We start from the raw sequence: 22,893 nt of genomic DNA, 5'->3' as shown, positions 1-22,893 counted from the left end.
ACCTCTTATTGTAAAAGGTTATCTCCGGGAGCTTTCCCCTTTACTTAGAAAAAGTCTCCCTTGCAGGAGACTTCGTTTTTCATAACTATTACGGATACAGACGGTTCAGAAGTCTCGGGAACGGAATCGTTTCACGCACGTGAGGCGCTCCGCTGATCCAAGCCACTGTCCGCTCAAGTCCGAGGCCGAAGCCGGAGTGCGGAACAGAACCGTATTGTCTGAGTTCAGCATACCATTTGTAAGCATCTGAATCCAGACCGTGTTCTTTTAATCTTTCTTCCAATAAATCCATATCATGAACGCGTTCTGAACCGCCGATGATTTCCCCGTAGCCTTCCGGAGCGATTAAGTCGGCACATAACACGACATCGTCACGATCTTTGGCAGGCTGCATATAGAACGGTTTTAATGACGTCGGGTAATGAGTGATAAACACCGGTTTGTCATAACTTTCTGCGATCGCTGTTTCATGCGGCGCACCGAAGTCATCTCCCCACTCAATATCGTCAAAGCCTTTTTCTTTCAGGAATTCAATCGCTTTATCGTACGTAATGCGCGGGAATGGCGCTTTGATTTGTTCAAGCTTCGATGTGTCTCTTCCTAATGTGTTCAGCTCGATCTTACAATGTTCCAGCACACTTTGTACGATGTATGCAACATAATTCTCCTGAACTTCAAGGTTTTCTTCAAATTCAACAAATGCCATTTCAGGCTCAATCATCCAGAATTCGATGAGATGGCGTTTCGTTTTCGATTTTTCCGCTCTGAACGTCGGTCCGAAAGAGAATACTTTTCCGAGCGCCATTGCAGCTGCTTCCATATACAGCTGGCCGCTTTGAGACAAGAAGGCGTCTTCATCAAAATATTTCGTCGCGAACAGCTCAGTCGTGCCTTCGGGAGCGCTTCCCGTCAAAATCGGCGGATCAACTTTCACGAAGCCTTCTTTGTTGAAAAATTCATAAGTCGCACGGATGATTTCGTTACGGATTTTCATAATCGCGTGCTGGCGTTTCGAACGGAGCCATAAATGTCTGTGATCCATTAAGAATTCCGTACCGTGCTCTTTAGGCGTAATCGGATAATCAGTCGCTTCGTGAATGACTTCAATGGATGTAACAGCAAGCTCATAGCCAAGCGGTGAACGCTCGTCCTCTTTCACAATTCCTTTTACATAAAGTGACGTTTCCTGCGTCACTGATTTCGCGATTTGGAAGATGTCTTCTTCTACTTCAGCTTTGACGACAACTCCCTGAATGAAACCGGTACCGTCTCTCAGCTGTAAAAATGCGATTTTACCGCTTGAGCGTTTATTAGCGACCCAAGCTCCAATCGTTACTTCCTCGCCTGTGTGTTTATACACTTGGTTGATTGTTGTTTTCAAACTCTTTCCCTCCAGAACAAGAAAGACATTCAGGAATCTGCCTGAATCTCTTTTTTCATCACTTTATTATACCCGTTCTACTCTAACGGGGTCAATGCAAGTGAAAAGCGGCTTTAAAAGCCGCTTTTTCAGAATCAGCTGTGTTTTTCCGTAAAGCGGCGGATTCTCTTGACCGCTTCTTCTAAAAGATCGAGTGACGTTGCGTAAGATAAGCGGACGTTGTCCGGTGAACCGAAACCCGAGCCCGGCACGATGGCGACTTTTTCTTCTTCCAGAAGCGCCTTGACGTATTCATCGACATCTTTGAATCCGCAGTTTTCTGCGGCCGCTTTGGCGTTAGGGAACAAGTAAAACGCCCCTTCAGGTTTGACACAGGTGAATCCGGGAATCTCACTGAGCTGAGCGTAAATGGTATTCAGTCTGTCCTCAAATGCCTGTCTCATCTCTTCAAGCGGCTCAGCCGGCCCGTTATAGGCCGCAATGGCGCCGTATTGAGCGATGGACGTCGGATTGGATGTGCTGTGGCTCGCAAGGCTCGTCATCGCTTTAATAATCGTCTCCGAACCCGCCGCATAGCCGATCCTCCAGCCCGTCATGCTGTGAGATTTCGAAACGCCGTTAATGATGATCGTCTGCTCTTTCAATTCATCTGAAAGCTGTGCGATTGAGACGTGTTTTTTTCCTCCGTATGTAAGCTTCTCATAAATCTCGTCAGAAACGATCAGAATGTCATGCTCCAGACACACTTTTCCGAGTTCCGAAAGCTCTTCTTTCGTATACATAACACCTGTCGGGTTGCTCGGTGAATTGATAATGAGCGCTTTTGTTTTCTCGGTGATAGCCTGCTTCAGCTGCTCCGGTGAAATTTTAAACTGATTGGATTCCAGCCCTTCTGCATAGACGGGACGCCCCCCTGCCAGTTTCACCTGCTCAGGATAGCTGACCCAGTAAGGAGTCGGTATAATCACTTCGTCCCCTTCATCGAGAATGACCTGAAATAATGTATACAGAGCGTGTTTCGCTCCGGTGCAGACAATGATTTCTGACGGCTTATATTCAATCCCCTGATCGTTTTTGAATTTTTTTGCGATACTGTCTTTCAAGGCCGGCAGACCGCCTGAAGGCGTATATTTTGTGTGGCCTTCATTCATGGAACGCACCGCGGCATCTATAATGTGCTGAGGCGTATTAAAATCCGGTTCTCCTGCTCCGAGGCCGATGACATCATGGCCTTCCGCTTTCAGCTCTTTCGCTTTTGCGGTAATTGCAAGTGTTGCAGACGGTGTTAATGCGGATACTCTTTTTGCCAATTTCAACTTGAACTCCCCCTAATACGTCTCACGGTGTGATGTTTTTGAGAATCTTGCCGCTTGTAAAGTCCACATAGCTAAAGCTATACTGCCCGCTTTTGTTGATATAGGTCACTTCCCATAACGGAACATTGTTTTCTCTCGCCGGGTGAACGCCATTCAGCTTGGAAACAAGCCCTTCGTCCCGAACGATCTTGGCAGCCTTGCCGCTTGAAATGCCGTCACTGGCTTTTTTTGAGAGAATTTTTGCTTTTTTGTCGGCCGGAACCCATACATACATATCTTTTCCATGTTTATCCGTTCCGGTAACAACATAATATTTCTGTTTGCCGACAAAGGTCTCCACTTTCTCAGCGTCTGTCAGATTCGTTTTTTCTTTAGCGGCTGCGGCAGCTGTTTCGTGGCCTTCTTCTTTTTGAGCCATTGCAGATTTAAAAATGCTGGCCGAAAATAAAAGAACTGCTAAAAAAATAATACCAAATACGGCTGTAAATATTAATGCTTTTTTTCTCATCTTTTTCACCTATGTGCGATAAATGGTGAAGACCGCTTCATTTTGATTTTCTTCGTCGAGCGCAAGGCCGAACATCAGGTTGTCCCGTTTCAAAGTCCGGTTTAATGTATCGACGATTTTATATAAATCATCTGAATGCTCCACATTAATCGTTGACAGAATTTCAATTTTGCTTTCCATTTTTATACCCTCCATCGGTCGAACAAATTTTGTTAGTCATAACGGGATGCGCCCGCGGCATAATAAAATCACAAGGCGGCATGAACCCGCTTTTACTATAAAAACAATTCCTCATCCCACACCACGAAAGCCGCGTTTATGCGGCTTTTATTCCGTTTGGCTGACATAAGCCCCGAGTTCGGCATCCGTCAGCTCCAATAGGGATGAAGTCGGGAGCGCTTCAAGAAACAGCCGTCCGTATCCCGCCGTCTTTACACGCTGATCTAAAAGAACGATCGTTCCCTTGTCTCCCGCCGTACGGAGCAGGCGCCCGATCCCCTGTCTGAACGTTAACACGGCCTCAGGCAGGGAAATCGTCTGAAACGGATTTTTCCCCTGCTTCTTGGCAAATTCGCATTTTGCGGCGTGAAGCGGATTATCAGGCGCCCTGAAAGGAAGTCTTGCGATCATGACGGTTGACAATTCATCCCCCGGAAAATCAACGCCTTCCCAGAAATGATTCGTCCCGAGCAAAATCGCCCGGCTTGCCGTTTTAAAGGTTTTCATTAATTTACCGGGACTCCCGCCTGAAATACCTTGGGCGAGAAGCTGAATGCCTGAGATCTCCATACTGAGTTTCAGTTCCTGATACACTTTTTTCAGCATATCATGAGACGTAAACAGGACAAGGATCTTCGGCTGTTTTCCCTTTGACATGATTTCTGCATACTTGGCAATATGCTCAATGACTTCCCGCTCCCCGTCATATTTAACGGATTTCATCTCTTTCGGAATGATGACGTTCATCTGATCATCGTAAGAAAAAGGAGACGGGATGCTTTTGGTGCGCGGATAAAAATCCGCAAGTCCGAGCCTTTCAATCATAAATTGAAAAGACTGCTCCACCATTAAGGTCGCTGATGTGAGCACAACGCTTTTTTTGCGGGCGAAAAACTGGTCTGCCAGCATTTCACCGGGCTCCAAAGGCTGCGCATAGATGCTGACTGCATTTTTTGCGCCCTTCGCATCAATTTCAACCCAAACGGCTTCTTTCTCATCATTTTCAAACAGCAGCCTGCTGAACGTATCGCGATATTCTTTCAGCCCCCTGATACACTTTACATATTCGCCCGCTAAAAAAGCCGCTCCGCTTTTCATCTGATCAAGCTTTTGATGTAACAGTTTCTCCTGTACGGAAAACATGTCAAGCAGCTGATCAAGCATCGCACAAAGCCGCTCCGCTCCGTCCGTTATCATGTGAAACCCTTTATCCTGGCTTTTATGATTGAGACTATAGACGAGACGGTTCAGATCGTCTTTAGGTTTTCTTCGTTTGACAAAAGAATGCACTGAACTGAAAAATGCGTCGCTTTCCGATTGAATATGCTTCATCCACTCATCGGCGTCAAAAAAACTTTCCGCCGGCAGTTCATACGTATAAAACAGTTTTCTCATCCGCTTTAACAGTCCGTGTTCCTTTAAGGTCCCGATTCGGCTGAGCTTTGTGTGCAGTCCGATGTATGAAGCTCTCTTCCCCAGGTGCTCGCTGGCGGCGCGTTCGAAATGATGCGCTTCATCAATGATGACCGTTCCGCTTGCAGGCAGTTTTTTCGTTTCACTGCTTTGATCTGAAAACAGCAAAGCATGGTTTGTGATAATCAGATCTGCGGCCTGCGCTTTTTCTTTAGCCCGTTCATAAAACCCCGCAGCCGAGTCCTTCCCTTTTTTCATAAAAGAATTCTCACCGTAAGCCATGCGCTCCCACAGCAATCTGCCGCCTGATGGAAGATTCAGCTCAGCGGCGTCGCCCGTTTCAGTCTCCGTCAGCCAGACGAGAAGCTGCGCTTTCGTCAAAACCGCATCATAGTTGTCATCTTCCTCATGCAGAATATGTTCAAACTTCGGCAGGCACAGATAATGTGATTTCCCTTTTAAAATAGCAGCTTTGACCGGCCAAGGAAACATACGCTCCAAAAGCGGAAGATCTTTAGACATGATCTGCTGCTGCAAAAGAGTAGAGTACGTGCTGATAATGACGGGAGTTTGTTCCGCTTTGGCAAATAAAACAGCCGGAACGAGATAACCGATTGTTTTTCCGATGCCGGGCGCCGCTTCAATCAGCGCATGCTCCCGATTGCAGAAGGCGCCAAGCACTTCATCCATCATCGTAAGCTGTCCTTTCCGCTTTTCATAGCGGGGGATGATGCCGGACAAGATCTGTTCTTTTTCTTCGTTCCACTTTTCAAGGTCAATGGCCGCATTCACCGGACGGGAAACCGGAATGTGATCGGGCTCTTTAATTGAAAAAGAGGCGTATGGAATGCAGCTCTTTTCTTCCGCCGGCCTGCTTTCATGTATAAAAGAATCCAAAAGCAGCGTCAAATCGCTGATAAAATGCTGTGAAAGCCTTCTAAGCTGCTTTAACGTCGGTAAAGGCAGATGTTTCAGTTTATGTAAAATGTCTAAAAAGACCAGGCCCGTAACCTCCGCATCGCTGTCTGCGCGGTGAGGGCGGTCATGAACAATATTCAGCTCTGCGCACAACTCACCGAGCTTATATCCTTCAAACCCCGGGAAAACAATACGCGAAAGCTCAACCGTATCAAGCACTTCACAATCCGGCAGCTCATAGCCCGCTTCGCTCAGTTCATGCCGGACAAATCCGAGGTCGAAATGAATATTGTGGGCAACAAAATACGCGCCGTCAAGCAGATGAAAAATCTCCTCTGCGACCGCTTCAAACGGCAGTTCATTTTCAACCATTCCGGACGAAATTCCGGTCAGCTGTTCAATAAACGGCGGGATGGCCTGATTCGGATTGATATATTTTGAAAACCGCTCAGTTATTTGTCCATTTTCAATGACAACCGCTGCGATTTGAATGATTTTATCGCCCTTTTTCGGCGAATTTCCTGTTGTTTCGACATCTATGACAACGAACCGTTGTTTGTTCATTAAAATGGACACCTCAATTCTTGCATACGAGAAAAGTGTAACACGTTTTGTTGGGAAATGGAGCGGAAAAACAGCTTTTGCCCCTAAATCTTAAAAGAAAACCCCCATGAAGGGGGCTCTTTTACAAAATCGTGTGTGCCGGCTCCTGGCCCAGCATCTGCTCGATTTTATTCTGATCATCCAGAACGGCCACCTTCGGCTGATGGCTTTTTGCTTCCTGATCAGACATCATTTGATAAGAAATAATAATGACTTTATCTCCTTCTTGGACGAGACGGGCGGCAGCTCCGTTTAAACAGATGACGCCGCTCCCCCGCTTACCGGGAATAATATACGTTTCAAGTCTCGCTCCGTTGTTATTATTCACAATCTGAACTTTTTCATTAGCGAGCATTCCGACGGCATCTAAAAGATCTTCATCAATCGTGATGCTGCCGACATAGTTTAAATTGGCTTCCGTCACGGTAGCGCGGTGCAGTTTTCCGGCCATCATAGTGCGGTACATATTATGATCTCTCCCATTCATCAATATCAATAATGATATTATCAATCAGTCTGGCTTTAGAAAATTGGACGGCGCAGGCCAGAATGACCTTGCCGTTTAATGTTTTAAGCGGAGTCAGCTCCGGATAAGCGTACAGTTCGGCATAATCAATGACGCCGCTTGTGTTTTCGATGATACCGGTGACGGTTTTTATAACGGTTTCCGGATTTCTTTCACCGTCTCTGACCAGTTCGGCACCTTGCTGCAATGCTTTATAGATCATCGGCGCTTCTTTGCGTTCCTGCTCAGTCAGATAGACGTTGCGAGAGCTTTTGGCAAGTCCGTCTTCTTCTCTGACCGTGTCCACTGCAACCAATTCGATATCCATAAAGAAATCCTCAATCAATCCGTCCACAACCGCTGCCTGCTGGGCATCTTTCAGGCCGAAGTAGGCGCGGGTCGGTTTAACGAGATTGAAAAACTTCGTCAGCACAGTGGCCACTCCGTCAAAATGGCCGACGCGGGAGGCGCCGCACAACACGTCAGTTCTCCTTTTCACTTGCACGGCAACATTTTGCTCGCCCTTATACATGTCACTCGGAGACGGCGTAAACAAAACATCTGCTCCCGCCTGTTCTGCAAGCCGGGCATCGCGCTTTAAATCTCGCGGATATGCTTCGTAATCCTCGCCCGGTCCGAATTGAGTCGGATTGACAAAGATGCTCATCACGACAATATCGTTTTCTTTGTTTGCTTTTTCAACCAGGGTCAGGTGTCCTTCATGAAGAAAACCCATTGTCGGGACGAATCCGATCGTCCGGCCTTCTGAGCGGTATTGTGCAATTAATTCTTTCAGCTGTTGAGTTTCTGTCAGTTGTTTCATCGCTTACTTTCCTCCGTACAAGCCTTGCAGCACAGTTTGGTTTATCTGAAAGGAATGCTTTTCTTCCGGGAAAACCCGTTCTTTCACATCACGGACATAATCGCTGAGGGCCGACTCAATCGTGCCGTCGATTTTGGCGTATTGCTTCACGAACTTCGGTGTTCTGTCCACGCCGTGGCCGACGACGTCATGATAGACAAGGACTTGGCCGTCCGCTTTTGAACCGGCTCCGATTCCGATGACGGGAATGGATACTTCTTCTATTATTTTAGCAGTCAGTTCAGCAGGCACACATTCAAGCACGAGCATCATCGCTCCCGCCTGCTCGCATTTGATGCTGTCTTCAATGAGCTTTTTCGCGCTTTGCTCATCTTTTCCCTGCACTTTATATCCGCCTAATACGCCGACAGACTGCGGTGTGAGGCCTAAATGGCTGACGACGGGAATTCCGCCGAGAGTCAGCGCGCGGATGGATTCGAAAACGCCGTCTCCGCCTTCCAGCTTTAACGCGTCCGCGCCGCTTTCCTGAATAATGGCCGCGGCGTTTTTCAATGTATCCTCTTTTGAAAGGTGGTAAGACATAAACGGCATGTCAGTTACGATAAACGTATTTTTCGCACCGCGTTTTACCGCTTTTGTATGGTGAATCATGTCCCTGACCGTTACGCCGACGGTTGAATCGAGTCCGAGCACGACCATTCCGAGCGAATCCCCGACTAAAATCATGTCGACTCCCGCCTGTTCCGCAAGCTTTGCCTGCGGATAATCGTAAGCGGTCAGCATCACGATCGGCTCTCCGTTTTCCTTCATTTTCATGAAATCCAGTTTTGTTTTCATTCTGTTTCTCCTCCTCTAAACGGTGAGGAGATGAGCCGCCAATTCTTCGCAAGCAAAAAAGCCTTCTGTAAAATAAGAAGGATTCCCACTTGTTTAACGTTCGGCGAATGTCATCCCTCTGTCCCAGTCCTTTTTTGGATCAAGGCAGACTTTTCGTAATCTCTGTTCTGCTGATCAGGTGCAGTTCATTATGATACTGCCCATAGGAAGTATACCAAATTCACGAGGCTTGTACCAACTAAGATTAATTGAGCTCAATATCAGCAGAATAGATCTTCTTTATACCGTCTCTCGTTTCCAAAAGAAGAACTCCCTCATCATCAATGCCGAGCGATTTCCCGTAAAACGTTCCTTGCAGCGTTCTCGCTCTGAGCTCGTTCCCCAGTCCGACCGCATAGCTTTCCCATAGCAGCTTGATCGGTGTAAAGCCGTGGTTCAAGTAATCCTGATAGCGTTTTTCAAAAGTCAGCAGAATCTCTTGTATCAGACCCGCTCTGTCAATTTTTTCACCGGCTTCCATGCTCAGGCTCGTCGCAATGTCCTGAAGCTCGCCGGGAAAATCGGTTTCCTGCTGGTTCACGTTGATGCCGATCCCGAGAATAACCGAACGGACACGGTCCTCTTCCGCCTGCAGCTCAGTTAAAATCCCGACGGCTTTTTTGCCGTGAATCATTAAATCATTCGGCCATTTAATGGCGGCCTGTACGCCTGTAAAAGCCTCGATGGCCTGTACGACCGCAACGGCGGATAACAGGGTGAGCTGCGGCGTTTTTTGCAAAGGAACGTCGGGTCTCAGAATGAGGCTCATCCAAATCCCGTTTCCCTCCTGTGAATGCCATACTCTGGCCATTCTTCCTCTGCCTGCCGTTTGTTTATCGGCGACTACGAGGGTCCCTTCCGGCGCGCCGTCATTGGCAAGTTCATGAGCGGTTTTTTGGGTGGACGGCAGGACGTCCCGGTAATGAAGCTGTTTGCCCAGAACCTCTGTTTTCAGCCCGAAACGGATTTCGGATTCACTGAGTTTCCCCGGTTTTTTAATGAGCCTGTACCCTTTTCGTCTGACCGCCTCAACCTCATAGCCCTCTTTGCGGAGCTCCTCTATATGTTTCCAAACGGCGGTTCTCGAGCAGCCGAGCGCGTCACTTATTTTCTGCCCGGAGATAAAGCCGTCACCCGCCTCAGAAAATAAATCAATTAATCGGGTTCTTAATGTTGATCCCATGATGCGAGCCACTCCTTTATGTCATGTTTTCGGTTAGGAAGCTTCCCTGCCAATACCGCTTCTTCAATCCGGCGAAGTTCTTCGGCCACCCATTTACCCGCGCGGCGGTTTCTGAGCTCCATCAGATCAGCGCCTGAAATGTCGAGGTCTCGAAGGCTTTTGATCGGCAGCTGCTCATACAGGCTCTGAACCTCTTTCAGCTTTTGTTCATCAATCGTCTTATGCTGTTTCAGCATCCCGATTTTAACGGCTGAAAACAGCGCCTCTCCCGCTCGGTACATCGCTTCTGCTTCCAGCTGCGCCGGATAAACGCTTATGATCTGCACCGCTTTTTTTATGACCTTTCCCGGCAGTTTCCATTGTTTTAAAAACGCCTCGGCACTTTTCGGACAAAGACCGAGAAACAATAACAGCGCTGCCCAGCGTTCTTCGCGTGCATCTAAAGAAGAAAACGGAAAGCCGCTTGCTTCAAGCATTTGCTGCTCATAACCGGAAAGGCCGGGCAGCTCTTGTATCAGACCTGTCTGCACCATCGTTTGAATCGCTTCTTGTGAGAAAGCGCCCTGCATCAGCTTTTCAAACTCGACGGTCTTTCGTTCTACTGATACATGTGCCAAAAGCTCCCTGTCTTTTATGACGGCCTCTCTTGTTTCTTTTTCTAACAGAAAGCCGAGCTGACTCATAAAGCGGACGGCTCTCATCATCCGCAGAGCGTCTTCCCGAAAACGGTCTTCAGGGTTACCCACCGTACGGATCAGCTTTTGTCCGATATCATGTGCGCCTCCGAAATAATCAAGCAGCTCTCCTTCGGCAGACATCGCCATCGCATTAATCGTTAAGTCTCTCCGCTTTAAGTCTTCTGATAAAGAAGTAATGAACCGCACAGCTTCCGGGCGCCGATAGTCCTTATATTCTGATTCGGCACGAAAAGTGGTGACTTCATAGGTTTCATCTTCCCACAGGACGATGACGGTGCCGTGCTCTTTTCCTACATCGACAGTCCGCTTAAAGAGGCGCTCCACCTCATTCGGCGAAGCGCTGGTTGCGATGTCCACATCACCTATTTTTCGTTTCATATAGCTGTCTCTGACGGCTCCCCCGACAAAGTACGCCTGATGGCCCGCCTTCATCAGATGATGAAGGATGGGGAGGGCTTTGACAAATTCCTGTTCCATAAGATCACTCCGGTCCTGCCAATTCGTCATAAATCCGTTCATACTGACTGACGATTCTTTGCGAAGAAAAGGAGGTCTCCACCATTTTCAGCGCATGATCAGTCAATCGTTTGCTGAGCTGTTTATCTTCTAAAACGGCAAGCGCTTTTTCAGATGCCGCCTGAATATCGCCGACTTCCACCAGAAAACCGCTTACTTGATCTTTAATCACTTCCGGGATGCCGCCGATATTTGTTCCGATGCACGGCACGCCGCAGGCCATCGCCTCAAGGAGGACGAGTCCGAAACTTTCTTTTTCAGACAGAAGAAGCTTAAGATCGCTGATGGAATACAGCTCTTCCACCCTGTCCTGATTTCCGAGGAGCAGCACTTGATCCTGCAGTCCGTATTTTTCGACAAGCTGCCAAGCGACGCACTTTTCCGGCCCGTCACCGACAAGCAGGAGCTTCGCCTTTGTGTTGGCTGCGATATTACGGAAAACGCGGATGACATCTTTAACACGTTTTACTTTTCTGAAGTTCGAAACATGGATGACGACCTTTTCATCCGGCAAAATACCATGTTTCTCTTTTATACTCTCTGTATTTTTCTTAAGATAAACACGTTCATCAATAAAGTTGTAGATGGTCTCAATTTTTTTATCCGGCTTGATTAAGTCATATGTTTCTCCGGCAAGCGCGGTTGATACCGCCGTCACTCTGTCGGACGCTTCGATGGCAAAACGGATTAAATCTTTTAATGACGGATCATATCCTAAGACGGTGATGTCTGTACCGTGAAGCGTCGTCACGATCCCGATGTCACGCTTGAGCATCTGTTTGGCTAGATAAGCGCATACCGCATGCGGCAGCGCATAATGCGCGTGAATGATATCAAGATTTTCCCTCGCGGCCACCTCGGCGATTTTGCTCGCCAGCGTAAGGTCATAAGGCGGGTGTTTAAATACCGCGTATTGGTTGACTTCCACCTCATGAAAATGAATATTCGGATGATATGTATTTAATCTGAACGGGATGCTTGATGTGATGAAATGAACCTGGTGCCCTTTTTCCGCAAGCAGCTTGCCGAGTTCCGTCGCAATAATACCCGAGCCTCCGACACTCGGGTAGCATGTAATCCCTATTTTTAATGGTCTCATTGTCCGCCCCCAAAAACATCATCATTCAAAACGGGAAGCTGTTTTGAAAAGAAGCCTTCAGCATACCCCGTCCCGGCTTCTTTGCCATACAGTCTTTCCCGCGCTTCCACCATTTCGATATAACCGTTGGTCAGCGGTGTGTTCACTGACTGCGCCGTAGGAATAAACTGGCTTTGATAGGCGTGCAGGCTTTCTTTTTTCAGATCGATGGTTTCCGTTATGTCGATTACAAAGTCCGGACGGTGAAACCCGTTGATCATATAATAGTATACGCGCTGAGCCTTATGAGCCGGCAGTTCCTGATGATCTCTGTATTTATGAATCCCCGCCGAGAACACCGCCTCTTCGACCAAAGCCGCCGCATTGCCGTGGTCAGGATGGCGGTCTTTCGGATAAGGCATGAAAACGGTTTTCGGCCGACAGGCTCTGATGACACTGACAATCCGGCGGATGCCGTCCTCACTTTTCAAAAGCCCGCGGTCGGGAAGCGTAAGCTGGATTCTCTCTTTTACGCCGAGAATTCGTGCCGCCTCTGCCGCTTCTTCTTTTCTTATCCCTACCGTTCCGTTAGATGATAGTTCGGCCTCGGTCAAATCGCATATCACCGCGGTTTTTCCTTGAGCCGTAAATTTTGCGATCGTGCCGCCCATACCGATCTCGACATCATCACTATGGGCGCCGAACGCCAGGATATCAACGTGTTCAGACATTCGGCTCTCCTCCGCGCACAAGATTGCGGAAATCAAATGCCCCGCCGTCCAGCGTCCGGACGAGGATTTCCGCTGTTCCCATATTTGTGGCGAGCGGGATCGCGTATACGTCACACAGCCGGATCAGCGCGGAGACATCCGGTTCGTGAGGCTGCGCAGTTAACGGATCGCGCAGAAAAATGACGAGATCCAGGGCGTTTGCCGCAATCAATGCGCCGATTTGCTGATCTCCGCCGAGCGGGCCGGATTGAAAACGTTCAACGGACAATCCGGTCGCTTCCTGGATTTTTAAGCCTGTCGTACCCGTCGCGTATAACTCATGATGGCTCAATATATCTTTATATGCGGTCGTAAACTGAACCATATCCTGCTTTTTTTTATCGTGAGCAATCAAAGCAATTTTCATTTGATGTTCTCCCCCTTGCCGATTCAGTCGATAATATTTTCGAGTCCGTATACAAGCTGGTCGATTTTCATCACTTGCTCCACTGACAGCTTCACTCCAGACATAAAGGAAGCCCGGTTATAGGAGTCATGGCGCAGTTTCAGCGTTTGGCCGTCCATGCCGAACATGACTTCCTGGTGGGCGATAAGGCCCGGCAGACGCACGCTGTGAAGGCGGATGCCGTTTAATTCAGCACCGCGGGCGCCCGGCAGAATTTCTTTTTCATCAGGATGGCCCTGCTGCTTTTCTGTACGGACGCTTGAAATCATTTCCGCTGTTTTCAGCGCCGTTCCGCTCGGGGCATCCAGCTTTTGATCATGATGAAGCTCAATGATTTCTACATCTTCAAAATAGTTGGCGGCCATTTGTGAGAACTTCATCATCAGCACCGCGCCCAATGCAAAATTCGGAGCGATGATGGCGCCGATTCCTTTTTCTTCAGTCAAGGCTTGAAGCTCCTCTAAATCCGCTTCAGAAAATCCGGTCGTTCCCACAACGGGACGGACGCCGTGTTCAAGAGCGGCTTTCGTATGTTTTTTGCCGATTTCAGGCGTTGTCAAATCGATCAGCACATCCGGTTTTGTTTCTTGGAAACATGCGCGGATATCCGTATAAATAAGAGCGTCTGAATCAGCTGACATCACTTCCCGCAATGTTTGCTGATCGTATGTATGGTCAATGGCGCCGACAAGCTCAAAATGAGGCGTGCGGACGGCAAGTTTTACGGCCTCCTGGCCCATTCTGCCTCTCGGTCCGGCAATGACGACTTTAATGGTTTCATTTGACATGGTTTCTCCTACTTTCCTTCTTCTTTTCTAGTCCAGCGGTCTTTATCACGTGTATTAAATTTATGCATGACGCGGTTATGAGCTTCCTCCAATGAAATATCAAGGGAGTTGGCGAGGCAGATCAGAACGAACAGCACATCGCCCATTTCCTCTTCCATGCTTTTCTCATTTTCCGTCGTTTTCTTCGGCTTTTCCCCATAATAATGGTTGACTTCTCTTGCAAGTTCGCCCAGTTCTTCCGTGAGACGGGCCATCATGGCAAGCGGGCTGAAATAGCCTTCTTTGAATTGGCCGATATATTCATCGACCTCAGCTTGTAAGTCTTTCATCGTTTTGTCACTCACTGTGCGAATACCTCCTGTCATCTCTTCCATGTTAGCTAATTCAAGTACATTTGACAAATGTTAAAAACGGCAGTTTGCTGTTTTCTTTTGTATCCACTATAATATTTACGCAATCTTATGGAAGGAAAAGGGGTTTGATGCAATGCTTGGAGAAATCAGAATCAAAAACATTTGCTTTATTTTAATCGGCGCCGCTGTTTTTTCATTCGGACTGGTTCACTTTAATATGCAGAACAATTTGGCGGAAGGCGGATTTACCGGCATTACGCTGCTTTTATATGCGTTATTCCACATCAGCCCTTCTATTTCCAACCTGGTATTAAACATTCCTATCTTTTTCATCGGCTGGCGTATGCTCGGCCGGACGATGTTTGTCTATACCCTGATCGGCACCGTCTCTCTTTCCGTTTTTCTGAGTGTTTTTCAGCGCTACGAAATTCATATGCCGCTGTCGCATGATTTAGCGCTGGCCGCCTTGTTCGCCGGTGTTTTTATCGGCGCGGGTCTCGGCATTATTTTTAAATACGGCGGCACGACGGGCGGGGTCGATATCATCGCTCGGCTGATCAACAAATTTTTCGGAATCCCGATGGGCCGGACGATGTTTGCCTTTGACGCCTGTGTCATTCTGCTTTCTTTGTTTACGTATCTTTCTTACAAGGAAGCGATGTACACGCTTGTAGCCGTTTTTGTCGCTGCGAGATTGATTGATTTTATACAGGAAGGCGGCTATGCCGCAAAAGGGGCAACGATTATTTCTTCGAAAAACGATTTGATCCAGCAAAAAATCATTGAAGAGATGGAGCGCGGCGTCACCGTTTTAAAAGGACAGGGATCATATACAAAAGAAGACAGGGACGTTCTTTACTGCGTCGTTCCGAAAAACGAAATTGTGCTTTTGAAAAGCGTCATCACTTCCGTTGACCCGCACGCCTTTGTTGCAGTAAGCGACGTCCATGATGTGCTCGGCGAAGGATTTACGCTTGATGAAAATAAAAATCCGATCAGACGATAATAAAAAGGCGGCTTTTGCCGCCTTTACTGTTCGTGTTTCCATTTGACAACCGGTGATTTTTTCTTTTTCAATCGGCGGGCGAATGCCGGACTGACATTGAGCGTCTGCTCGACGAAGCGCTGCGGCGTCAGTGCCAGCCATTGGTTTAAGGAGACGTCTTCGAAACGGTCGCTTTTGAAGATTTCCAGAAAGCGAAGCACGGTGTCACCGGTATTCTGAACATAATGTCCCATTGCAACAGGAACATATCCTACGTCACCCGCTTGATAGTTAAATGTCCGCGCTCTTCCCTCCGCCGCAAACACCGTCATTTTCGCTTCTCCTGAAAGGTAATACTGCCACTCGTCCGTATTCGGGTGCCAATGCAATTCTCTCATGCCTCCGGGTTCGACCTCCACAAGAGCTGCAGCAATCGTTTTTGACACCTTAAACGTTTTTGAATCGACAATCTTTACTCTTCCCCCGCTGGTAACAAGAGGCTCCTGCCGGGAAAGCTTGTAGCTGAACGGCTCTAAAACGGGGCCTTCCGGGGAAGAGACTGCTGCCCGCTCAATTGGGGGCGGCGGTTCCAACTGGAACATATAACGCTCTTTCTTGTGAATGTAAGCCAGCTCATAACCCGGAACACCGAAGTTCGCCTCCAGCACGCTGCGCGGGGTGTGGGCAAACCAGTCCGTTACTGAAAAGGTGCTGTTTTCTGAAAAAGAGCCGTCATCAAAGACGAGCAAAAACTCACTTCCCTGCTCTAATCCTTGAATGGAATGAGGAATGCCGGAAGGAAAATACCACAGGTCCCCTTCACTTACGTTATCAATAAAATTCCGCCCATTTTGATCGACCGCAGTTAAACGTACTCCTCCGTTAATCACATATCCCCATTCGGCTTCTTTATGCCAATGAAGCTCCCGCACAGCTCCCGGTTTCAGCCTCATGTTCACCGCCGCGATGTTTTTGGATACCGGCAGTTCCCTGACCGTCACCTCTCTGGACCATCCGCCGTCTTCAAGCCTCATATGCGTATCAGAAAATGAGAATTTCAAGTTTTGAACCGTTCCTGCATCCGTTGAAGGCGGAACGAGCATGTCAGGATTCTGGAAGTCACGCGCGAGGTTTCGCGGTCCTTCGTCAGTCGCCCCTTTTCTGCCTCTGATCGGCTGCGGGAGGTGTTTTGAAGCCAATTGCTGGATGAGTTTTTTCACTGACTTAGCTCCTTTACAGCAATTTGTGTTTATTTAGACTTAGGATACTCACGCTTTTTCTCTTTCTTTTTTTCCGCTCTGTATTTTCGGTAGCCGACATATGTCAGCGCAGTAATAATGATACCGCCTGTTGTCAGAATGACCCAGAGCAGCGAAGGGTCAGCGTCATCCCGCTCCACCTTGTCAAAAACCCGCTTTAAATCCTGCTGCAGGAGCGTCAGACGCTCAAGCTTTGTTCCTTTTGTCATCTGCTGAAACCCTTCCTGCTCAATCACCTCGATATGTTTCGCCACCGTATCAAGCTGGCCGGCCGACACATCCATTGTCAGGCTGGGATAAATTAAATCATATAATGATATAAATTCATTCCACTTTTCATTGAAATTTCCACTTCCGTTTCCGCTGACATCTTCTTTTAAGGCGCTGAATGTCGCCATAATCGGTCTTTCAAGCGAACCCCACAGCGGATCGGAGTGGTCTTCCATCGCATCCATTACCAACCTGAACTGGGCGGCTGCCCGGATTTTTTCGGTATCTGAGGCGTCTGCCTGTTTCAGGACGCGCACTAAATCATTGAAACCCAGAGTCACCTGCCTGACTTCGGCGCCGCTCAGTGAGTTTACGTGTGTCATTTTTTTCTTAAAGTAGCCAAGCACTTGCAGAGCCTCATCATACTGCGAATGCCGCGTCATTTGGAAAACGGTATCCGAAAGGTCGTTCAGTTCCTTGAGACCGCCCTCATCTTCAGCTTTGGCAGTTGTGATGAAACACATAAGAGCAAGTAAAAGACAGATCGTCAGCTTTCGTTTCATAGAGGTCCCTCCCACTCCTTCTCTTTACAGAATATGAGGAGCGGGACAAGGTTAGACCAAGATTCTATCAGTGTAAGTCAAGCTTTATCCGTCTTTTAGAAATCACCAAATAGTATGCAAGGCCGAGTGAAAATATGCTCAGCCAGAATGTAGCATAGCCGATCTCTTGCATATAGTCATTGAGCATTGAGTAGCGGGGCATCATGCCGAAAAGATAATCAATGACGTCATTATGAAGCGTCCAAACAGCGGCAACGGCAAGATGCCATAACCGGAACCGAAAATACGGGCTGTATAAAACGCCTTGAACGGCCATGGCAAAATGTGAAGCAATCAGCATGTACCCTTCCCAAGGCATCTGCCCCATTTTGACCAGCACAAAGACATTCATTCCGACCGCCCACAGCCCGTATTTTACAAGGGTTACAAGAGCCAGCGCTTCAAACAGCGGCGCGTTTCTTCTCATGAGAAATGCCAGAAGCACAAACAGGAAGAAAAACGTCGCCGTCGGGCTGTCAGGCACAAATATCAGAAATCGGAACGGCGTGTCCGCAAGCTGCGGCACATACCAATAATAGCCGTACACCGTACCGATAAAATTAACGGCAAGAACAAGCAGAAGCATGCCGCGCAACCCTAAAAGATAAGAAATCCACCTCATACCATCAACTCTCAGTCCGTAAAAAGTATGTATCATGCAAAAAAAGCTGACATCCGGTCAGCTCTTTTCATAAAGTATATCCTGCTGTTGTCTACTTCACAATACGTTATTTCGCTGTCGTTTCAGAAATGAACTTCGCCAGCTGATCAAGCTGTTTGTCATTCCCTTTAAAAATACCGGCTGGCATCTGCCCTTTCCCTTTGACGGCGATTTTTTTAATTTCTTCCGGGCTCAGCCCGTTATCGACCAGGGACGGACCGGCGCCCCCCCCTTGAAGATTATCCCCGTGACAGGAAATACAGCCTTGTTCTTTAAATACCTTATAACCGTCTGATTCAGTATCAATGGCGGCTTCTTTTTTAATTTTCCCTTGCTCCTCCGCCTTCGCCCAGTCATGTGTCGCGACTGACTGCCACGTTAAAAAGACCGTAGCGCAAAGCGCCAAAAGCATCATCCCGACGGCAACCGGACGCTTCCACGGCCTTCTTTCAGACCCCCTGTCGAGAAACGGAGCCAAAAGCAGCGACCCGAAGGCAAGCCCCGGTATAATCATCGCTCCGATAACGGTGTAGCTCCCTGCGGCATATTCATATTTTAAAAGCTGGTATAAAAATAGAAAATACCAATCCGGCAGCGGAATATACCCTGTATCCGTAGGATCCGCCACCCGTTCCAAAGGCGGCTCGTGCACAATCGTTAAAACGAGAAACCCGACGAGGAAAACGGCCCCGACCATCCATTCTTTCAGCAGAAAGTTCGGCCAAAACGCCTCTGTCTTTCCAGGATACTCTGAATAGTCTTTCGGTATATTCGGTTTTTTTTCAGCCGGTATCCTTGAATCTCCTACAAACTTCATTCCTTTCCCCCGGTGCATGTCATCCCCTCCCTTTTATATCAGATTTGTATTAAAGCGGTCCTGAAATTCCCTGCTTGCGGATCATAACAAAGTGGGCGCCCATGAGCGCAAACAAAGCGGCAGGGAGAAAAAATACGTGAATCGCAAAAAATCTCGTCAGCGTTTGAGCGCCGACAATATCGTGGTGGCCGGCAAGAAGAGTTTTCACCTGCGCTCCGATCAATGGCGTCGCCTCGGCAATCTGAAGACCTACCTTTGTCGCAAACAGCGCCTTCATATCCCACGGAAGCAAATACCCTGTAAATCCGAGACCGAGCATCACAAAAAAGATCAGAACACCGACGATCCAGTTCAATTCCCGAGGCTTTTTATAAGCTCCCTGAAAGAAAACCCGCAGCGTATGTAAAAACATCATCACGATGACTAAACTTGCGCCCCAATGGTGCATACCCCTTACAATCTGCCCGAAAGCGACTTCATTCTGCAAATAATACACAGATTCCCACGCGTTTTTTATATCCGGCACATAATACATCGTTAAAAACATCCCGGAGAGCACTTGGATAACGGTTACAAAAAACGTCAAACCGCCGAAACAATAGACAAAAGCCGAGAAATGGTGAGCGGGATTTACATGTTCCGGCACTTCATGGTCGGCGATATCCCGCCACATCGGCGTAATATCGAGACGTTCATCCACCCAGTCATAAATTTTATTCAGCATGTCACCCTTCCCCCCTAGGCTTTGCTTTTCCAAGATACAAAAAGCCGTCCTTTACTTTTTGCTCATAACGGTCAAGAGGCGCGAGCGGCGGCGTGCCCGGAACGTTCGTGCCGTCTTTTTCATACAGCCCGTAATGGCAGGGACAAAAGAATTTGTTCGGATTTTTAGGATCATTGTTCCAGTTTACGGTGCAGCCCAAATGCTTGCAGATCGGAGAAAGCGCTATAATTTCATCCCCATGCTTGTAAACCCAGGCTGACCTGGATTCTTCCGATTCGTACCAGGCGTCGACTTGATGAATTTTAAAGTCAAACCGCTTCGGCTCCTTCGTCAGCTCATCCACACTGACAACCTGCACCATTTTTTGATCTCCCGTCGGTTTTAATACCGGATCCAGCGCAAAACGGACCATAGGCATAAGCGCACTGGCGGCCATAAATCCCCCCACGCCGGTGAGCGCATAGTTTAAAAATTGTCTTCTTGATATATCTTGTTTTCCGCCCATCTCTTCCCCCCCTAAAGATTGACCAAAAATTAACTAAAATAGAAAATAATTCTGAGATTTGACACCCTCATAATATATGAATCTTTCAGCAAGGTCAACAGAGGCAAAACGGGTGTTTTGCAGGATGCCTGGAGTTTTTAAGAATTGTTCCACTTCTGTAACAAAACGTTCAAAATTTCTCCGCACTTGTCATCCGCAATTTTTCTCTTTAAAGAGTCTTTCATATGTTCAAACGGAACGGCAGGTATGTATATGACATCAGACCCTATTTCAGAATCCTTCCATTTTTCGTCTGCCGTCAGGAACAAGGCGTGCCTGAAGTTGGTCATCACCTCTTCTTTGAGTTTTTGAAGCAGGGCGATTTGTGATTGGTCTATATCAACATATGTATAAGAGGGGAATAAATATACCCGTCCCTTCAATTGGCGCTCAAGCTCTTCAGAAAGCAATTGGGTGCTTTCCCCCTGTTCAACGGCCTCTTTTAAGCCTCCTGAAGACGTTATGGAAATTAACGGAATGACAGCGGTATCAATGTAATCCGCAGATTGTAAATAGGCATCGGCATCAGCGGCCCTCCATCTCATGTCTCGTTCCTCCTCTTTACGCAACAAGCCTTGCATATTCTGCAAGGCTGTCATTTATGTGAGCTGATTCAATTGGCGGGAAAGCTTTTCAAATGTTTCTTTGTCGTGGCGGTCCAGCGCCTCGTCGATATCTTTAAGCAGCTTTTCCCGCTGGAAAGTGGAAATGGCATGTTCTAATATTTTTTCAGCCATCCCCTGATCCTGTTTATTTTCAAACAGGTCTTTCGGCAGATGCGGATTTGATTCAAGAACAGCGGCATATTCCGGTGAGCTGTAGGCCGAACGGAAATTCAGCTGGATAAATAAATCCTGCTGTTTATTTAACCGGATGTCGTGAAAAGATTTTTCCGCGTCCGTAGTCATGACATTTTCTTTGTAAAACCTAAACGGCACCTCATCAACGCAATGAGTAGACATGATAATGCCTCTCGGGCAAAATTCGGCTTGTTCTACAAAATGGACTTTTTCCATTAATGAATCATGACTCATTAAATAATTTAAAATCCAGACGCACTCCCGGCGTTTAAGCTGATAATGATTTAAAAACCAACGGATAAAATCCTTTTTTTCATTGACAGAAACAGGGGTCTGCATGTAATTCCCTCCTCTATCGATCGTATAATCTGACATCACTTATACATTCAGCAAGCATGGTCCAAAATCCTGCTTATCTTAAAAATTCATCCTCTATCCGTAAGATTGTTTCTTCAAGCTCTTCGTTTGTTCCATCCATTGAAAGCACTTGTTTTAAAAGCGGCAGCGCTTCTTTCTGGAGACCCTCTTCCAATAAGAAGTGAGCGTATTCATATAAGAAATCCCGATCATCCTGATAATGGAGATACGCAGCTTCGAAGCTTTTTTTCGCTTCAGCGTATTGCTCCAGGCCTGTATAGGCCCCCGCCAAATACCAATTGTATTTCGGATCTTCTTCTCCGTAGCCGCGGACTTCCTGAATCAGATCAATAATCTCTTCAAAGCTTTCTTCTTTATGATAGACGGCTAAAAGCGTATGGAGCGCTTCCACGTAACCCGGATCGAGCGCCAGCGCTTCCTGAAGAAGCTTTTTGCCTTCCTCTTCGCTGCCGAGCTTTAACGCCATTTTCGCCGCATAGAGAAAAAGCTCTTTATTGTATTCATCGTAAGTAATACCTTCTTTAGCGGTTTTTAATGCATCTTCATACATGCCTTCTGCCTCGTAGCTTTTTGCAAGCGGCATATAAAGCGATGAATAGGAAGGATCAAGCCCTTTTAAATCAGACAGCTGCTTGATGGCTGTTTTGACCATTCCCGCCTGATAGGCTGTGAACCCGTACCCGAAAATCGTATTCGGTTCTGTATGTTCTGCCGCCGCTTTTTCATACCATGAAATCGCTTCCTCAAATTCACCCGCCGCGCTCAATGACTCAGCCAGCCTCTGATGAACGTTTACGCCGCCGATTTCGTGCCGTTCTTTTGCCGTCTCTTCATAGTAAGGAACGGCTTTTGCATATGATCCCTGAGTGAAGTATAATTCCCCCAGAGCGAAATCAATAACAGGTTCATCTTGTAACATCGCTTTCGCCTGTAACAGCTTTTGCTCACTTACTTCAAATAAGCCCTGCATCTGATACAGATCAGCCATTAAAAGGAGGCTTTCCGCGTAAGACGGGTCTTCCGGAGAAATCGTCTCCAGCACCTCAAGAGCTTTTTCTTCTTCATCAATATCTATTAACAATTCGGCGTAAAAATTCGTCAGCTCAGACTCACCCGGATAGAGGTCATGCAGATCACTGATCAGCGCTAACGCTTTTTCGGCGTTTCCCCATTCATAGTAGAGCTGGGCTGCAATGGCTTTGTCTTCGTCATGAAGCTCTGTTTCAGCTTTTGAAAGCGCTTTGAGTCCCTTTTCGGTTTCACCTGCTTCAACTAATTTTATGGCTTCTTGAATCAATGTATTCAAATCAGACCGGTCCTTTCTTTTCCTATACCTCATCAACCAAATGAAAAGGGTTTTTATTCGGGTTATTCTTATCATAATTCAGACAGGGCCTGCCCGCAAATAAGATGCTTCACCCGGCATTATAGTTTATCAGAAAATGGTTAAGAGGAAAACGGCAAAAAAGGGGACGGCATCTTTATACGCAAACAGCGCAATTTGTTCCGGCTGTTTCTGTAACGAAAACGCATTCCCCCTTTCTTTTAGTTTTCTGTTT

The 22,893-nt window shown here is 47.3% G+C and carries 25 protein-coding genes; 1 reads left to right on the top strand and 24 read right to left on the bottom strand.

Annotated features, from left to right (window positions below):
* Positions 1-88: 88 nt before the first annotated feature.
* From asnS to AC2CGA_RS00690, 15 genes are all read right to left on the bottom strand, one after another.
* The gene (gene asnS / locus AC2CGA_RS00760) at positions 89-1,381 is read right to left on the bottom strand and encodes an asparagine--tRNA ligase (RefSeq protein WP_003153515.1); all 1,293 of its coding nucleotides are present in this window, start codon (positions 1,379-1,381) and stop codon (positions 89-91) included.
* A 134-nt stretch (positions 1,382-1,515) separates the two neighbouring features.
* On the bottom strand, positions 1,516-2,697 hold the full coding sequence (locus tag AC2CGA_RS00755; protein WP_058906141.1) for a pyridoxal phosphate-dependent aminotransferase: 1,182 nt from the start codon (positions 2,695-2,697) through the stop codon (positions 1,516-1,518).
* Between the two features lie 22 nt (positions 2,698-2,719).
* Entirely contained in the window at positions 2,720-3,205 is a 486-nt protein-coding gene (tseB, locus tag AC2CGA_RS00750; protein ID WP_014305291.1) for a cell wall elongation/penicillin-binding protein regulator TseB, read from the bottom strand.
* A 9-nt stretch (positions 3,206-3,214) separates the two neighbouring features.
* Entirely contained in the window at positions 3,215-3,385 is a 171-nt protein-coding gene (locus AC2CGA_RS00745) for a YpmA family protein (RefSeq protein WP_003153512.1), read from the bottom strand.
* Positions 3,386-3,532: 147 nt separating this feature from the next.
* Positions 3,533-6,319 (bottom strand): ATP-dependent DNA helicase DinG, encoded by a 2,787-nt coding sequence (gene dinG, locus AC2CGA_RS00740; protein WP_139885588.1) that lies wholly within the window; start codon positions 6,317-6,319, stop codon positions 3,533-3,535.
* Positions 6,320-6,440: 121 nt separating this feature from the next.
* Positions 6,441-6,824: an aspartate 1-decarboxylase gene (panD, locus tag AC2CGA_RS00735; RefSeq protein WP_003153510.1), complete on the bottom strand. Its 384-nt coding sequence runs from the start codon at positions 6,822-6,824 to the stop codon at positions 6,441-6,443.
* Between the two features lies 1 nt (position 6,825).
* The gene (panC, locus tag AC2CGA_RS00730; RefSeq protein WP_025852668.1) at positions 6,826-7,686 is read right to left on the bottom strand and encodes a pantoate--beta-alanine ligase; all 861 of its coding nucleotides are present in this window, start codon (positions 7,684-7,686) and stop codon (positions 6,826-6,828) included.
* 3 nt (positions 7,687-7,689) lie between these two features.
* Positions 7,690-8,523 carry a 3-methyl-2-oxobutanoate hydroxymethyltransferase gene (gene panB / locus AC2CGA_RS00725; protein ID WP_032857093.1) on the bottom strand — a complete coding sequence of 278 codons (834 nt, stop codon included), beginning with the start codon at positions 8,521-8,523 and terminating at the stop codon, positions 7,690-7,692.
* 244 nt (positions 8,524-8,767) lie between these two features.
* Positions 8,768-9,745: a bifunctional biotin--[acetyl-CoA-carboxylase] synthetase/biotin operon repressor gene (locus tag AC2CGA_RS00720; RefSeq protein ID WP_003153505.1), complete on the bottom strand. Its 978-nt coding sequence runs from the start codon at positions 9,743-9,745 to the stop codon at positions 8,768-8,770.
* On the bottom strand, positions 9,730-10,920 hold the full coding sequence (locus AC2CGA_RS00715; protein ID WP_003153504.1) for a CCA tRNA nucleotidyltransferase: 1,191 nt from the start codon (positions 10,918-10,920) through the stop codon (positions 9,730-9,732). The genes AC2CGA_RS00720 and AC2CGA_RS00715 overlap by 16 nt, the downstream gene beginning before the upstream one ends.
* A gap of 4 nt (positions 10,921-10,924) precedes the next feature.
* A complete protein-coding gene (bshA, locus tag AC2CGA_RS00710) occupies positions 10,925-12,058 on the bottom strand; it encodes an N-acetyl-alpha-D-glucosaminyl L-malate synthase BshA (protein ID WP_014305295.1) in 1,134 nt (377 codons plus the stop codon).
* On the bottom strand, positions 12,055-12,768 hold the full coding sequence (gene bshB1 / locus AC2CGA_RS00705) for a bacillithiol biosynthesis deacetylase BshB1 (RefSeq protein WP_003153501.1): 714 nt from the start codon (positions 12,766-12,768) through the stop codon (positions 12,055-12,057). The genes bshA and bshB1 overlap by 4 nt, the downstream gene beginning before the upstream one ends.
* Positions 12,761-13,174 carry a methylglyoxal synthase gene (gene mgsA, locus AC2CGA_RS00700; protein WP_003153499.1) on the bottom strand — a complete coding sequence of 138 codons (414 nt, stop codon included), beginning with the start codon at positions 13,172-13,174 and terminating at the stop codon, positions 12,761-12,763. The genes bshB1 and mgsA overlap by 8 nt, the downstream gene beginning before the upstream one ends.
* Positions 13,175-13,197: 23 nt before the next feature.
* Positions 13,198-14,001, bottom strand: coding sequence for a 4-hydroxy-tetrahydrodipicolinate reductase (gene dapB / locus AC2CGA_RS00695; protein ID WP_003153497.1), 804 nt, complete (start codon positions 13,999-14,001; stop codon positions 13,198-13,200).
* A gap of 8 nt (positions 14,002-14,009) precedes the next feature.
* Entirely contained in the window at positions 14,010-14,345 is a 336-nt protein-coding gene (locus tag AC2CGA_RS00690) for a nucleotide pyrophosphohydrolase (protein WP_003153495.1), read from the bottom strand.
* Between the two features lie 142 nt (positions 14,346-14,487).
* Between AC2CGA_RS00690 and AC2CGA_RS00685 the strand changes: the two genes are divergently transcribed.
* On the top strand, positions 14,488-15,360 hold the full coding sequence (locus AC2CGA_RS00685; protein ID WP_003153493.1) for a YitT family protein: 873 nt from the start codon (positions 14,488-14,490) through the stop codon (positions 15,358-15,360).
* A 23-nt stretch (positions 15,361-15,383) separates the two neighbouring features.
* Here the strand turns inward: AC2CGA_RS00685 and AC2CGA_RS00680 are convergent, their stop codons facing one another.
* The 9 genes from AC2CGA_RS00680 to AC2CGA_RS00640 form a co-directional block, all read right to left on the bottom strand.
* The gene (locus AC2CGA_RS00680) at positions 15,384-16,559 is read right to left on the bottom strand and encodes an oxalate decarboxylase family bicupin (protein WP_015388073.1); all 1,176 of its coding nucleotides are present in this window, start codon (positions 16,557-16,559) and stop codon (positions 15,384-15,386) included.
* Between the two features lie 29 nt (positions 16,560-16,588).
* The gene (gene ypjB, locus AC2CGA_RS00675) at positions 16,589-17,371 is read right to left on the bottom strand and encodes a sporulation protein YpjB (protein WP_014305298.1); all 783 of its coding nucleotides are present in this window, start codon (positions 17,369-17,371) and stop codon (positions 16,589-16,591) included.
* Between the two features lie 67 nt (positions 17,372-17,438).
* A complete protein-coding gene (gene lhaT, locus AC2CGA_RS00670) occupies positions 17,439-18,032 on the bottom strand; it encodes a lipoprotein heptaprenylglyceryl N-acetyltransferase LhaT (RefSeq protein ID WP_024085533.1) in 594 nt (197 codons plus the stop codon).
* 106 nt (positions 18,033-18,138) lie between these two features.
* Entirely contained in the window at positions 18,139-18,906 is a 768-nt protein-coding gene (locus AC2CGA_RS00665; protein ID WP_003153486.1) for a menaquinol-cytochrome c reductase cytochrome b/c subunit, read from the bottom strand.
* A gap of 31 nt (positions 18,907-18,937) precedes the next feature.
* On the bottom strand, positions 18,938-19,612 hold the full coding sequence (gene qcrB, locus AC2CGA_RS00660) for a menaquinol-cytochrome c reductase cytochrome b subunit (protein WP_003153485.1): 675 nt from the start codon (positions 19,610-19,612) through the stop codon (positions 18,938-18,940).
* Position 19,613: 1 nt separating this feature from the next.
* The gene (locus AC2CGA_RS00655) at positions 19,614-20,117 is read right to left on the bottom strand and encodes a Rieske (2Fe-2S) protein (protein ID WP_003153484.1); all 504 of its coding nucleotides are present in this window, start codon (positions 20,115-20,117) and stop codon (positions 19,614-19,616) included.
* A 137-nt stretch (positions 20,118-20,254) separates the two neighbouring features.
* On the bottom strand, positions 20,255-20,701 hold the full coding sequence (locus AC2CGA_RS00650; protein WP_003153483.1) for a YpiF family protein: 447 nt from the start codon (positions 20,699-20,701) through the stop codon (positions 20,255-20,257).
* A gap of 54 nt (positions 20,702-20,755) precedes the next feature.
* Positions 20,756-21,295, bottom strand: a complete 540-nt coding sequence (locus AC2CGA_RS00645; protein ID WP_003153482.1) for a ReoY family proteolytic degradation factor — start codon at positions 21,293-21,295, stop codon at positions 20,756-20,758.
* Between the two features lie 73 nt (positions 21,296-21,368).
* Complete coding sequence (locus AC2CGA_RS00640) at positions 21,369-22,640, bottom strand: tetratricopeptide repeat protein (RefSeq protein ID WP_003153480.1); 1,272 nt, start codon at positions 22,638-22,640, stop codon at positions 21,369-21,371.
* Between the last annotated feature and the right edge of the window lie 253 nt (positions 22,641-22,893).

Source organism: Bacillus sp. SYZHCR11, from assembly GCF_057196865.1.
This window is presented reverse-complemented; position numbering and strand designations above follow the sequence as displayed.

Excerpts from the sequence above, each read along its gene's own strand:
- tseB (WP_014305291.1), bottom strand. The coding sequence starts at position 3,205 with ATGAGAAAAAAAGCATTAATATTTACAGCCGTATTTGGTATTATTTTT.
- AC2CGA_RS00745 (WP_003153512.1), bottom strand. The coding sequence starts at position 3,385 with ATGGAAAGCAAAATTGAAATTCTGTCAACGATTAATGTGGAGCATTCA.
- dinG (WP_139885588.1), bottom strand. The coding sequence starts at position 6,319 with ATGAACAAACAACGGTTCGTTGTCATAGATGTCGAAACAACAGGAAAT.
- panD (WP_003153510.1), bottom strand. The coding sequence starts at position 6,824 with ATGTACCGCACTATGATGGCCGGAAAACTGCACCGCGCTACCGTGACG.
- panC (WP_025852668.1), bottom strand. The coding sequence starts at position 7,686 with ATGAAACAACTGACAGAAACTCAACAGCTGAAAGAATTAATTGCACAA.
- panB (WP_032857093.1), bottom strand. The coding sequence starts at position 8,523 with ATGAAAACAAAACTGGATTTCATGAAAATGAAGGAAAACGGAGAGCCG.
- AC2CGA_RS00720 (WP_003153505.1), bottom strand. The coding sequence starts at position 9,745 with ATGGGATCAACATTAAGAACCCGATTAATTGATTTATTTTCTGAGGCG.
- AC2CGA_RS00715 (WP_003153504.1), bottom strand. The coding sequence starts at position 10,920 with ATGGAACAGGAATTTGTCAAAGCCCTCCCCATCCTTCATCATCTGATG.
- bshA (WP_014305295.1), bottom strand. The coding sequence starts at position 12,058 with ATGAGACCATTAAAAATAGGGATTACATGCTACCCGAGTGTCGGAGGC.
- bshB1 (WP_003153501.1), bottom strand. The coding sequence starts at position 12,768 with ATGTCTGAACACGTTGATATCCTGGCGTTCGGCGCCCATAGTGATGAT.
- mgsA (WP_003153499.1), bottom strand. The coding sequence starts at position 13,174 with ATGAAAATTGCTTTGATTGCTCACGATAAAAAAAAGCAGGATATGGTT.
- dapB (WP_003153497.1), bottom strand. The coding sequence starts at position 14,001 with ATGTCAAATGAAACCATTAAAGTCGTCATTGCCGGACCGAGAGGCAGA.
- AC2CGA_RS00685 (WP_003153493.1), top strand. The coding sequence starts at position 14,488 with ATGCTTGGAGAAATCAGAATCAAAAACATTTGCTTTATTTTAATCGGC.
- ypjB (WP_014305298.1), bottom strand. The coding sequence starts at position 17,371 with ATGAAACGAAAGCTGACGATCTGTCTTTTACTTGCTCTTATGTGTTTC.
- lhaT (WP_024085533.1), bottom strand. The coding sequence starts at position 18,032 with ATGAGGTGGATTTCTTATCTTTTAGGGTTGCGCGGCATGCTTCTGCTT.
- AC2CGA_RS00665 (WP_003153486.1), bottom strand. The coding sequence starts at position 18,906 with ATGCACCGGGGGAAAGGAATGAAGTTTGTAGGAGATTCAAGGATACCG.
- qcrB (WP_003153485.1), bottom strand. The coding sequence starts at position 19,612 with ATGCTGAATAAAATTTATGACTGGGTGGATGAACGTCTCGATATTACG.
- AC2CGA_RS00655 (WP_003153484.1), bottom strand. The coding sequence starts at position 20,117 with ATGGGCGGAAAACAAGATATATCAAGAAGACAATTTTTAAACTATGCG.
- AC2CGA_RS00650 (WP_003153483.1), bottom strand. The coding sequence starts at position 20,701 with ATGAGATGGAGGGCCGCTGATGCCGATGCCTATTTACAATCTGCGGAT.
- AC2CGA_RS00645 (WP_003153482.1), bottom strand. The coding sequence starts at position 21,295 with ATGCAGACCCCTGTTTCTGTCAATGAAAAAAAGGATTTTATCCGTTGG.